Annotated in this window: 13 protein-coding genes; 10 read left to right on the top strand and 3 right to left on the bottom strand. The window is 44.8% G+C overall.

Annotation, left to right across the window (positions count from 1 at the left end; translation table 11 throughout):
• The first annotated feature begins 118 nt into the window (after window positions 1-118).
• The 9 genes from HFV01_RS18860 (at window position 119) to HFV01_RS18900 (ending at window position 7,579) form a co-directional block, all read left to right on the top strand.
• Entirely contained in the window at window positions 119-1,267 is a 1,149-nt protein-coding gene (locus HFV01_RS18860; protein WP_006620757.1) for a glycosyltransferase, read from the top strand.
• A 191-nt stretch (window positions 1,268-1,458) separates the two neighbouring features.
• Window positions 1,459-2,196, top strand: a complete 738-nt coding sequence (locus HFV01_RS18865; RefSeq protein WP_006668032.1) for an undecaprenyl-phosphate galactose phosphotransferase family protein — start codon at window positions 1,459-1,461, stop codon at window positions 2,194-2,196.
• Between the two features lie 204 nt (window positions 2,197-2,400).
• A complete protein-coding gene (gene gmd, locus HFV01_RS18870; protein WP_006668033.1) occupies window positions 2,401-3,429 on the top strand; it encodes a GDP-mannose 4,6-dehydratase in 1,029 nt (342 codons plus the stop codon).
• Window positions 3,430-3,457: 28 nt separating this feature from the next.
• Window positions 3,458-4,405 (top strand): GDP-L-fucose synthase family protein, encoded by a 948-nt coding sequence (locus HFV01_RS18875; protein WP_193520289.1) that lies wholly within the window; start codon window positions 3,458-3,460, stop codon window positions 4,403-4,405.
• The gene (locus HFV01_RS18880; protein WP_006620761.1) at window positions 4,402-4,962 is read left to right on the top strand and encodes a 5-formyltetrahydrofolate cyclo-ligase; all 561 of its coding nucleotides are present in this window, start codon (window positions 4,402-4,404) and stop codon (window positions 4,960-4,962) included. The genes HFV01_RS18875 and HFV01_RS18880 overlap by 4 nt, the downstream gene beginning before the upstream one ends.
• Complete coding sequence (locus HFV01_RS18885) at window positions 4,944-5,795, top strand: carbohydrate ABC transporter permease (RefSeq protein ID WP_006668034.1); 852 nt, start codon at window positions 4,944-4,946, stop codon at window positions 5,793-5,795. Before HFV01_RS18880 ends, HFV01_RS18885 begins: the two co-directional genes overlap by 19 nt.
• Window positions 5,796-5,797: 2 nt before the next feature.
• Window positions 5,798-6,373 (top strand): GNAT family N-acetyltransferase, encoded by a 576-nt coding sequence (locus tag HFV01_RS18890; RefSeq protein ID WP_006620763.1) that lies wholly within the window; start codon window positions 5,798-5,800, stop codon window positions 6,371-6,373.
• Window positions 6,374-6,379: 6 nt separating this feature from the next.
• On the top strand, window positions 6,380-6,820 hold the full coding sequence (locus tag HFV01_RS18895) for a DUF4332 domain-containing protein (RefSeq protein WP_006620764.1): 441 nt from the start codon (window positions 6,380-6,382) through the stop codon (window positions 6,818-6,820).
• 114 nt (window positions 6,821-6,934) lie between these two features.
• Complete coding sequence (locus HFV01_RS18900) at window positions 6,935-7,579, top strand: DUF938 domain-containing protein (protein WP_006620765.1); 645 nt, start codon at window positions 6,935-6,937, stop codon at window positions 7,577-7,579.
• Window positions 7,580-7,640: 61 nt separating this feature from the next.
• Here HFV01_RS18900 and HFV01_RS18905 read toward each other — a convergent pair whose 3' ends face one another.
• The 3 genes from HFV01_RS18905 to HFV01_RS18915 form a co-directional block, all read right to left on the bottom strand.
• On the bottom strand, window positions 7,641-9,377 hold the full coding sequence (locus HFV01_RS18905) for a glycosyl hydrolase family 28-related protein (RefSeq protein WP_006620767.1): 1,737 nt from the start codon (window positions 9,375-9,377) through the stop codon (window positions 7,641-7,643).
• Between the two features lie 316 nt (window positions 9,378-9,693).
• On the bottom strand, window positions 9,694-9,888 hold the full coding sequence (locus HFV01_RS18910) for an NAD(P)H dehydrogenase subunit NdhS (RefSeq protein WP_006620769.1): 195 nt from the start codon (window positions 9,886-9,888) through the stop codon (window positions 9,694-9,696).
• A 122-nt stretch (window positions 9,889-10,010) separates the two neighbouring features.
• On the bottom strand, window positions 10,011-11,081 hold the full coding sequence (locus tag HFV01_RS18915; RefSeq protein WP_006620770.1) for an Mrp/NBP35 family ATP-binding protein: 1,071 nt from the start codon (window positions 11,079-11,081) through the stop codon (window positions 10,011-10,013).
• Between the two features lie 251 nt (window positions 11,082-11,332).
• Between HFV01_RS18915 and hemF the strand changes: the two genes are divergently transcribed.
• Window positions 11,333-12,376: an oxygen-dependent coproporphyrinogen oxidase gene (hemF, locus tag HFV01_RS18920; protein WP_008049333.1), complete on the top strand. Its 1,044-nt coding sequence runs from the start codon at window positions 11,333-11,335 to the stop codon at window positions 12,374-12,376.
• The last annotated feature ends 213 nt before the right edge of the window (window positions 12,377-12,589 follow it).

Here is a 12,589-nt window from a genome sequence, read left to right on the forward strand (position 1 = left end):
GGGTGTGGGTCCAGGGTGTGGGTCGGGGGGTTGGTTAAAAAAAATTAACACAGTTCACAATTAATTTCCGCCCTGTGAGATAGTAAATTCTGAAGGCATTAGGGGTTAGATATCTGTTGTGTCGTTGAAGTATGCTCTGGTCCATGAATGGTTAACACCGAAAGCCACAGGGGGGTCAGAGTTAGTGGTGCGAGAAATTCTCAAGCATATTGATGCCCAAGTTTATGCGCTGATTGATTTTGAATCAAGTAATCCTGACAGTTATCTATATGGGCGAAAGATTGGGACCACATTTTTACAGGACTTTCCCTGGGCGAGAAATGGTGTACAGAAATATTTACCGCTATTACCGTTAGCGATCGAACAGTTGGACCTGCGGGAGTATGACGTAATATTATCTTCATCCCATGCTGTAGCCAAGGGAGTGATTACAACGCCTCAACAAAGGCATATTTGCTATTGTCACACTCCTATGCGCTATGCTTGGGATCTCACCTTTGACTATCTCAGAGGTAGCTCTGTCGGCTCAGGAGTCCCCGGTATGTTAACCCGTGTGTTGCTGCACCAACTACGGCAATGGGATGTGATTTCAGCCAACCGGGTTGATTATTTTATTGCTAACTCTCAACATACAGCCCGGAGGATATGGCGATGTTACCGTCGTGAGGCGAAGGTAATTTATCCCCCAGTGGCGATGGACAATATGAAATTTCAGGCCCAAAAAGAAGATTTTTATCTGACCGTTTGCCGTCTGGTGAGTTACAAGAAAATTTCCCTAATTGTCAAAGCCTTTAACGAATTGGGTTATCCGCTGGTAGTAATTGGCACAGGTCCCGAATGCGATCGCATCAAGAAAATTGCCAAAGATAATATCCAGCTTTTAGGTTGGCAAAGTGATCAGGCAGTAGGGGAATATATGTCCAAAGCCAAAGCATTTGTCTATGCCGCCTGCGAAGACTTTGGAATGGCGATCGTAGAAGCCATGGCTTGCGGAACACCTGCGATCGCATTAGGAGTAGGAGGCGCGACAGAAACCGTGCGAGATATTCGCAAATATCCCGACTCCGGGACAGGGTTATTATTTACGCCGCAAACAGAAACAGGTTTAATGGAGACAGTCCAAGTCTTTGAAAGTCTCAATGGGCAATTTCATCCTGAAATTATCCGAACTCATGCGAGTCAATTTGATCAAAGTCGGTTTCGGGAGGACTATCTTAATTTCGTAGATAAGTGTTTGAACACAATGGACTCCCAAAATTTCAGCTAAAATGCCAAAGTATTTAAGAGAGCCAGAAAAGCTGAAAAGCCCTAATTTAGGTGGATTGTCCAGACTGGTTCCCCGGTGACGACCTGCCATCTGGGATCTTAGTATATGAGTACAAGATACTCAATCATCCTTATTGAGTGTCTCAAGGCTTTATGATCATGACTGTGTGTGGTGTGAATTGAAGGAGTAAGATGACTGCCAATAGCCAACTTATCTTCGGTAGGGGACTTCGACGTGCATTTACAAGGCGTGGCTTTGTACCCTTAGTGCGTCCGCGTCAGCAACGAACCCTGTCTCTGGTACAGAGTCTGAACGGAGATTTTTTTAAGCGTTCATTTGACATTGTGTTTTCCCTATCGGTTCTGATTTTGTTTTCTCCGGTTTATTTGATACTGAGCTTGTTAATTGCCCTGAGTTCCCCTGGTAGCGTGTTTTACGTCCAGGAAAGAGTCGGCAAAAATCGCCAACGGTTTGGTTGTATCAAATTCAGGACCATGGTTAGTAATGCAGATGAGATGCTGATGGAGATCATGGAAACCTCTCCTAATCTCCGCCAAGAGTTTCAGGATACGTTTAAACTTAAACATGATCCTCGAATTACCTGGATAGGTAGATTCTTGCGTGTGACTAGCCTTGATGAGTTTCCCCAATTCTGGAATGTTCTCAAAGGTGATATGAGTGTAGTAGGCCCTAGACCCCTGGTAGCCGAGGAATTACATAAATATGGTCGTCACATGGATAAGGTTCTGACCATCAGACCGGGAATCACTGGACTCTGGCAAGTCTCAGGACGCAATGATATTCCCTATCCTCGTCGAGTTCAGATTGATTTGCACTATGTTAATTTCAAGAATTTCTGGATTGACTTATGGATCATTATCAAAACTATTGGTGTGGTAATTTTTCCCAAGGATAATGGTGCTTATTAACCTGGAGGGGTGAGTCATCAGAAATTATGTGTCCTACCCGGTTTCTGAGTTAAGATATTTATGGTTCTTGTCTAAGTAACCGGGTTTTTTATAATGAGTGCCAGTGGCAAACTTGCCCCACTAGGGAATAATCATGAGGGTGCATAATAGAGTATAGACAACCGCCATGGGCGGGCTGATTCGTATGGAAAGGAAAATAGTCAGATGTCAAACAGTAAACCAGCGTTAATCACAGGTATCACAGGTCAAGATGGTTCATATCTGAGTGAGTTACTATTAGAAAAAGGCTACGAAGTTCACGGAATTATTCGTCGTAGTTCTAGTTTTAATACAGACCGCATTGAACATATTTACAAAGACCCCCATAATCCTAATGCTCGGTTATTCTTACACTATGGGGATTTAACAGATGGTACTACTCTGCGTCGTATCTTAGAAGAGGTTAAGCCGGTAGAAATTTATAATTTGGGGGCTCAATCCCATGTGCGGGTCAGTTTTGACTGTCCAGAATATACTGTTGATACGGTGGGTTTAGGGGTATTAAGACTATTAGAAGCTATTCGAGATTATCAGCAGCGCACAGGGATTCAGGTGCGGTTTTATCAAGCAGGTTCTTCGGAAATGTTTGGGAAAGTTCAGGAAATCCCCCAGAAAGAAACTACACCTTTTTACCCTCGTAGTCCCTATGCTTGTGCGAAGGTTTACGGACACTGGCAAACGGTTAATTATCGGGAATCTTACGGTTTATTTGCCTGTAATGGTATCCTGTTTAATCATGAAAGTCCCCGCCGTGGTCCGACTTTTGTTACCCGCAAAATTACCCGCGCTGTAGCCAGGATTGTGAAGGGAATGCAGAAGGAACTTTATCTGGGTAATCTGGATGCAAAACGGGACTGGGGTTATGCTAAGGATTATGTGCGGGGAATGTGGATGATGTTGCAACATGATCAACCGGATGATTATGTGTTGGCAACTAATGAAACTCATTCAATTCGCGAGTTTTTGGATGTGGCTTTTAATTATGTCAATTTGGATTGGCATGATTATGTCAAATTTGATGAACGCTATTTACGCCCGGCTGAGGTAGAATTGCTGATTGGGGATTCGACTAAAGCCCAAAATGTCTTGGGTTGGAAGCCGTTAGTGTCTTTTGAGGAATTGGTAAAGCTGATGGTTGATAGTGACCTAACACTATTGGAAGAACCTCATGAAGAGGGAGACCATTTTGATTAATTTTTAGACTAAATGACGGGTAAATAACATGAATACTCTGGATTTACAAGACCAACGGATTTTGGTTACGGGAGGGGCTGGTTTTCTGGGAAAACAGGTGATTGACCAGCTTCTGAAGGCGGGGGCTAAATCTGAAAATATTTCCGTACCGCGATCGCATAATTGTGACCTGCGAAACTTAGAAGCCTGTCAACAAGTCGCTAAAGGTCAGGATATCATTATCCATTTGGCCGCCCATGTGGGGGGTATCGGCTTAAATCAGGTAAAACCCGCTGAGTTGTTCTACGATAACCTGATGATGGGGGCTCAGTTGATTCACTCAGCCTATCAAGTAGGGGTCAAGAAATTTGTCTGTGTGGGGACTATCTGCGCTTATCCTAAATTTACCCCGGTTCCCTTCCAGGAAGATGACTTATGGAATGGCTACCCAGAAGAAACTAATGCCCCCTATGGGATAGCCAAAAAGGCGCTATTGGTACAATTGGAAGCCTACCGACAGCAGTATGGGTTTAATGGGATTTACTTATTGCCGGTGAATCTCTATGGCCCAGAGGATAATTTTAACCCGAAAAGTTCCCATGTGATTCCGGCTTTGGTGCGTAAGGTCTATGAAGCACAACAACGGGGGGATAAACAGCTTCCGGTGTGGGGTGATGGTAGTCCTAGTCGGGAGTTTCTCTACTCGACTGATGCGGCGCGGGGAATTGTCATGGCTACCCAACATTATGACGAACCAGACCCGGTGAATTTGGGGACTAATTATGAAATTACTATTCGGGACCTGGTAGAGTTGATTTGTGAGTTGATGGAGTTTCAGGGAGAAATTGTCTGGGAAACTGATAAGCCTAATGGTCAACCGCGCCGCTGTTTAGACACAAATCGCGCTAAGGAAAAGTTTGGGTTTGTGGCTGAGGTGGAGTTTCGCCAGGGTCTGAAAAATACTATTGACTGGTATCGACAAAATCCTGATCTGTGAGTAAGTCTCAACTACGCCGCCGTTTGTTAAGCGATCGCCAATCTCTAGCCACGACTGTTTGGCGACAAAATAGCGATCGCATTACTGACCATCTACGCCGTTGGTGGCGATTTCAGCAAGCCAAGACTATCTTGGCTTATTTTAGTTTTCGCCAAGAACCCGATTTGAGTCCTCTCTGGTATGTCTCCCCAGAAAAGGTCTGGGGGTTTCCTCGCTGTGTGGATGGGTCTTTGATTTGGCATCACTGGCGGCCGGAAAATGCCCGCCAAAGGGGGTCTTTTGGTTTAATGGAACCGGACCCCAGCTTACCGGTTTTGCAGCCGTCTCAGGTCGATTTAATCCTGGTTCCGTCCGTTTCCTGTGATGGCTGTGGCTATCGGTTAGGATATGGGGGAGGATTTTATGACCGGATGTTGAGTCGGTCTGAGTGGTCTAAAATTCCTACCGTGGGAATTGTGTTTGCGGCCGCCAGGGTGGATACTCTCCCTAGGGATAGTTGGGACCAGCCTTTGGCCGCGGTTTGTACTGAGGAGGGTATATGGGAGTTGTCAAAATAACTTCTGGTGGCCGCGTAAATTATCGGGCGATCGCTACTTATATGGTACTCATTGCTATAGCGATCGCTATGCTATTTCCCCTATTTTGGTTGGTGGGAACTGCCTTTAAATCCCCTACCGAAAACATCTTTCAGGTTCCCCCCCAGTTTATTCCTCGGGAACCTACTTTCGGGAATTTTGTCAGAGTTTGGCAAACTAATCCCTTTGGTCGCTATTTATTTAATAGTACCCTCGTCGCCGTTTTAACCGTCGGATTAAATCTGCTATTTTGTTCCTTGGCTGCCTATCCTTTGGCGCGATTAAACTTTTGGGGTCGCGATTTTCTCCTAAGTGCGATCGTTTCCACCATCATGATACCCTTTCAGATTGTCATGATTCCCCTGTATATTCTAGCCGTACAGTTAGGATTAAGAAATACTTATTTAGGCATTATTTTTCCATCCTTAGCCTCAGCTTTTGGTATATTTCTATTGCGACAGGCATTTATGGGAGTTCCCAAAGAGTTAGAAGAAGCAGCCAGAATTGATGGCTGTTCAGAATTAGGCATTTGGTGGCATATTATGATACCCTCAGTCCGTCCCGCCTTAATGACTTTAGCCATTTTTGTCTTTATCGGGTCTTGGAGTGATTTTCTGTGGCCCTTAATTGTAGTCGATCGCCCAGAATATTATACCATGCCTTTAGGGGTAGCAAATCTAGCCGGAACTTTCTCTCTCGATTGGCGGATAGTCGCCGCCGGTTCCGTCATTTCTATTGCCCCTGTGTTACTACTATTTTTAATAGTACAACGGTATATTGTCCCTACAGATACAGCTACGGGGGTCAAAGGTTAAGGATGAGGATTATTAATCTCAGTCCTAATAATCAACATCATATCCACCAGGCGGCTACTTTATTAGTCGCAGAATTTCGGGAAAATTGGCCGAATGCTTGGCCGACTTATCAACGTGGTTTAGCCGAGGTTATGGAGTCTTTTGGCGACGGTAGAGTTAATCTGGTCGCCGTCGATGACCATGATAATATTCTAGGCTGGATTGGTGGGATTAGTCAATATCAAGGTCATGTTTGGGAATTACATCCTTTGGTAGTCAGAAGGGATTATCAAGGGTTGGGAATAGGGCGAAAATTGGTCGCTCATTTAGAGGATTATGTGCGGTTACAAGGAGGCTTAACTTTATGGTTGGGTACCGATGACGAAAATCATTTAACCTCCCTATCTGGTGTCGAATTATACCCCCACTGTTGGGAACATATTGCTAATATAAAAAATCATGGTCGCCATCCCTATGAGTTTTATCATAAATGCGGTTTTGTGATTATGGGAGTAGTCCCCGATGCTAATGGTATCGGAAAACCTGATATTTTGATGGCTAAATCTTTGAGACTGGACAACCATTCTGAATCCAAATAATTAATTATGAATCATCCCACAACTAAGCATCCAAAAATTACCTCCTGTTATTGGGAAATTTCTCAACTACCTGGGTTAGATGCAGATAATATTAAACTCCTGAATAAATGTGGTATTCAAAACACCCAGCAACTTCTCGCGCGCGGGAGTAATAATGCTCATAAAATCGCCTTATCCAACCAACTAGGTATCAACATCAGAAATATCAGTAAATGGGTAGCAATGTCCGACTTAGCCAGGGTTCCCAGTATTGGTTATCAATATTGTGGTGTCTTATTACATAGTGGCGTAAGTTCAGTCAATCAACTTTCTCAGATGTCTATTCAACAACTACATAAACAGATTTTACGGCTATATGTAGGAACCATTAAATCTCGCCAAATATGTCCATCTATTGATGTCATCCAAACCTGGATTAAACAATCTCAAAGATTGGGTAAAAATTAACATTCAAGCATCATCAAAAGATGTATAATATGGGTAGCGGAGATAATCACTTATTTCTCAATATTCGGGTTTATCAAAGCCGCCCAAATCTCAAATATATGACCAGATTAAATCATGAATTTTTCCGAAGATTTGCGACAAAATGCACCAGCCACGGAAAGAAACCGTCAACCGATTTTAGAGGTATTAAAAAGGGTGTTACCCCCCACGGGAACCGTCTTAGAAGTAGCCAGCGGCACAGGACAACACGCGGTTTTTTTTGCTCCCCGTCTCTCACCTAGGCGGTGGCTACCTTCCGACCCGCAACCTTTGTTACAACAGAGTATTAAAGCATGGCAAACTCATTACCCTTCAGATAATCTCTACCCTCCCCTAGGGTTAGACGTAGAAGCTAACCCCTGGTCAGTCGAAGGGAATAATTTACCTTTGGAATTATCGGAATTTCCCATCACTGCTATTGTAGCAATTAACCTGATTCATATCTCGCCTTGGTCGGCTTGTGAAGGGTTAATGGCGGGAAGCGATCGCATTTTGAAAACAGGGGGAATTTTATATCTCTATGGACCCTATAAAATCGGTGGAAAACACACCGCACCTAGTAACGCTTCCTTTGATGAATATTTGCGAACTTCTAACCCCAAGTGGGGTGTCAGAAACCTTGATGATGTGGTAGAATTAGCCAAGGGTTATCACCTAGAATTGGTGGAAACCGTCCCCATGCCTGCCAATAATTTTTCCGTAGTTTTCAGGCGTTGTTAATCCTGATTTACTGAGGTCAAGTCGTCTAATTTTACGGTAAACTGCCTACCCCAACTCGCCATTAAACCATAGCAAATAGTCGGAGTATAAACCGCCACCAACTGACTAGGAAATTTTCAGATTGACGGGAGGATGTTGGCTGCTGATAACCAGTGTAGTAGGGTGGTAGTTGGTCAGTCATGAGGGTGACACCATTACGGGTTTCTGCCACTCCAATAGGTATTGAACCGCCACTAAAAGTGAGAAACCCAACATTAGCATAACTCAGGGATGAATCAATGTTAATAAATCCGGGAATATCTGCAAATCTGCCATTTAAAATCAAGCCGCCTAATACTTCTGTTTTCCCGCCATTAATGGTTTTAACCAAAGTCCCCTCATCTTCGGTTTTATATCCAAGAATCCACAGAGACCCGCCATCATTGGTAATCCTAGGACTATGTGTAATTTCCGGGTTAATTTGACGCATCCACACATTTTGATTAGTAAACACCCAGGGACCGCCGCCAACGTCTTCAATATAGACATCTCCGCCGTTTCCTTGGGTACTACTATAGCTATTGACAAGAGAACTAGAAATAATCAAAGTGCGATCGCTTTCATGTACAATAGAAATAGAAGCTGCCTCTACTCTTTCGATAATCACCGTCGGGGATGTTCCTTGTCCAATTCTAATGACACCATCACCAACAATTCTAGCTTCCGTAGCAATTAACCGCTGTACATTACCCCTTAATTCCAAAGTGCCATTAACATCCCAAACCCCATTAGGAAGATAAACAGTTTTCCCTCCCGAATCAATAGCAGCTTGTATCGCTTGTGTGTCATCAATACCATCATTAGGATTCCCCCCATAAGCCAGGGGACTTACCCACTCTGATAAATCATGCCAAGGCAATTCTGGGGTTTCTTTAATCGGCAGATTTAGCATAGTTTGGGGACTGTCAAAAAGACTCTGAAACTCTCCCCTAGCTATCCACTCCTTCACATAACCATCAGGTTGAGAAGCATTACCACGACCTTTATCATTCTGCCAAATTGCCTGTTGATATCCCGAAGTTCTCAATTGGCGAACATACATTGCTTTTTGGTTATGAATCGCTGGCAATTCCGAAGCAGAACCGAATCCAGTTAACACAGAATCAATCAGCGTAAAAACACTACCACCATCAGGCATATTCCAAATGGCTGTCACTTGATTGGTACTCTGTAAGCCTCGGACAAAAACATTTTGATTAAAATTTTTCCAGCCGTACTGATTTTGGTTTTCTAGGGTAATATGTTCCAGGGTTTGACTGGCTGTAGGGTTCCAGGTTTGGATGCCGATATCAAATCCAACTACATGAATATCTTTAGCTAGTAGGGGCCCATTTTCATCGATGGAAAGGTTTAAGCCGATTCTCCCTTGACCATCTCTTGAGATGATTTTAACGTTGCGAATTGAACCCTGATTATTGGCAATAAAATCTATCCCATTAACGTTAGGATTACCGCGACCAATATCAACGGTCAGGTCTCGAATACTGTTCCGAAATCTTTGCGCTGGTGGGGAACCTGTCCAAATTACTGATGTATCTAAACCGGAGTTATCATCAAGTTTAATAATGGTTCCGTCACGGCTTTGACCTTGTAGAATGTTCCGTTTTTCGGTTCCCGCATATCTAATTTGACCGCTAACGTTATACACTCCATCAGGAAAGTAGAAAATATGATTTCCGGTTGGGTGGTCGTTTAATGCCTGTTGAATTGCCTCCGTGTCGTCCTTTCCATCGTTAGGAATAGCGCCATAGGTGGTCACGTCCACTACACCCGCATCTGTTGGAAAAACTATGGTCGCATAGACTAGAGGAATTAACATGATTTTGGTTTGGGGGAAAAGGGAAATCTTGGTATCAATTATAGATGGGTTGGGGGGTTGACAGGCGGCGGAAAATCATGGTAAGATATTGACATACTCTTATAGCATAATGGTAATCTGTTAACAAATTTTGAAATTGCGAATATCCCCATTATATAATATAGTAGCACGGGGGTCAGGAAAAAGCCACCCCACCCCACCCCACTGAGGCGGGGCCGTTACAAAACTTAACATAATTCTAGCGAGAGGATGTAAACTACTTACCTTTGCGTCCAGTGGTAGTGTCGATCGCCTCTAGTTCAGAGAGTTTAAAAGTGACTAATTTATCCCAATTTCCGCCTTCAAATAAAACGGCAGCTTTGCCGTCAGCGAGTCTTTGGACTTGTCCTTGAAACTCATAGTAGGTATCATCAGCATTAATAACGCGAACGGCGGAACCTGGTAGAATCATGTGTTTATTATCCTCAAAAAGAATGGTGTAATTTCTCAGATACTGAGTGAGGTATGAGCAAGCCAGGCAGCCAGAGGAATTGATGAAGGTCAATTATCCCTGGTGCCGGGAAGGGAAGAGAGTTAAGCCAGAGCCATAACCGAGACCCTAGCGGCGATTTTTTTTGCGATCGCAGTCAACTCCTGAGCGGAGGCGGAGTCGGGGTGAGAGACCACAATAGGAACCCCAGAATCCCCACCTTGTCGGACAGGCATTTCCAGGGGAATAGCGCCCAATAGTGGTACTCCCAAATCATCAGCAGTTTTCTGACCGCCGCCCGTGCCAAAGATATCATATTTGCGATCGGGGAGATCTGGGGGGACGAAATAGCTCATATTTTCGACAATGCCCAAAATAGACACACCCAACTGTTCAAACATTTTTAAGCCTTTGCGGGAGTCCAACAGAGAGACTTCTTGGGGAGTAGTAACAATGACCGCCCCAGACATAGGAACAGCTTGTGCGAGGGTTAACTGAGCGTCTCCGGTTCCGGGCGGCATATCGACAATGAGATAATCCAACTCACCCCAATACACCTGATAGAGAAACTGTCGGATAATGCCATTTAACATAGGACCGCGCCAAATGACAGGTTGATCGCGGTCAATCAGAAAAGCCATGGACACCAACTTAACGCCATAGTTAAAAGCGGGTTCCAAGCGATCGCCTTCGGGAGTTTGCTGAACCATGACCTGAGTATCAGCCAGACCCAACATAGTGGGGTCATTGGGGCCATAGATATCAGCATCAATCAAACCGACCTTAGCGCCGGTAGAGGCGAGAGCGACGGCCACATTAACCGCAACGGTACTTTTACCAACCCCACCCTTACCGCTAGAAATAGCGAAGATATTTTTCACCCCGCTAATTCCCTGACGGTCTGGGAGAGATTTTTGTTGTGGAGTTTCCGCCGTGACATCTACTTCGACGGTTTCGACTCCGGGAAGCTGTTTAACAGCCTTCTGACAATCTTCGACGATAAACTCGCGCAGAGGACAAGCGGGGGTGGTCAAAACCAGGGTAAAACGGACATCTCCGCCAGTGATTTTCACATTACGGATCATATTCAATTCCACCAAACTCTTTTGTAGTTCGGGGTCTTGAACGGGTCTTAAAACTTCCAGTACGGAACTGGCATCTAACTTATCTGGCATGATATATGGCTGTTGCTATCTGGTAATACTGCTAATAGCTTAACTGGGAAAGGGTGTTGTTACTGCTGGTAGTGGCAAATGGTAGTCCCACCGGGCAGATTTCCATAGTTAACTGTTAAGTTATATGGACTTATGGGTTAAACAACTTGACTGAGGAATCCATAAGCGGGGAAGATGAAATAATTTCGCTTTCTGTGAGTTGGTGGCTCATCAAGTGCGAAAATATTAACATACAAGAGCTTAATTAGATGATGACAGTTTCGACGGCTTCTGATACGGCTACAGTTCAATCACCCCCTCCGGCGGACTCGCGGGAGCGCGTGAGTCAGTGGATGAAACAAATTCAGGATGAAATCTGCGCCGGATTAGAGAAACTAGATGGGGCGAAAACCTTTGTAGAGGATGCTTGGGAGCGCCCGGAAGGGGGTGGCGGTCGGACTAGGGTGATCCGAGAAGGTAATGTGTTTGAACAAGGGGGAGTTAACTTTTCGGAGGTTTGGGGCCAGAATTTGCCACCGTCGATTTTAAGCCAGCGTCCAGAGGCGGCGGGTAATGGATTTTATGCGACGGGAACTTCGATGGTGTTACATCCCCGTAACCCCTATGTGCCAACTGTTCACCTGAATTATCGCTATTTCGAGGCGGGCCCGGTGTGGTGGTTTGGTGGGGGTGCGGATTTAACTCCCTACTACCCGTTTGCGGAAGATGCAGCTCACTTCCATAAGACGTTAAAGGAGGCTTGCGATCGCCATCATAGCGAATATTACCCGGTGTTTAAACGCTGGTGTGATGAATATTTTCATCTGACACACCGCAATGAAGCCAGGGGAATTGGTGGCATTTTCTTTGATTACCAAGGCGGTGAGGGTTTGCTGTATCGTGGGCAGGAGACTGAAAGCGAGGCGGCGACTTATAGCGATCGCATGGGCGCACCGGAATCACGGGACTGGGAGGGCTTGTTTAGTTTTATCCAAGATTGTGGTAAATCTTTCTTACCCTCATACGGTCCGATTGTAGAGCGCCGTAATTCTATAGAATATGGCGATCGTGAACGGAACTTCCAGCTTTATCGTCGAGGAAGATATGTAGAATTTAATTTAGTCTACGACCGAGGCACAATTTTCGGGTTGCAAACCAAGGGTCGCACTGAGTCGATTCTCATGTCTTTACCTCCTTTGGTAAGATGGGAATATGGTTATCAACCATTAGCGGGTACGCCGGAAGCTGAACTCTATGAGACGTTCTTGAAACCTCAAGATTGGTCTAACTGGACGGATCCTCAGTCACAGGTCTAGGTTCAACCGTAAGTCTCATGGGACTTGCTAGGGGGGACTGACTGCCAGATGGAGGGAAAAGGACAGAAATTGATCTTGATTCAGTCCCCGGACAACAGCGAATCTGATAACTGCAATGGTATTCTTGGTCAAGGGTCAATGCTGTTGCTAGACCCAAGTTTGGCTGGTATTGGCCTGATGCTGACTAGAACGCGCTTGGTGAACAAAGAGCTG

This window comes from Limnospira fusiformis SAG 85.79, from assembly GCF_012516315.1.
GTDB lineage: Bacteria > Cyanobacteriota > Cyanobacteriia > Cyanobacteriales > Microcoleaceae > Limnospira > Limnospira fusiformis.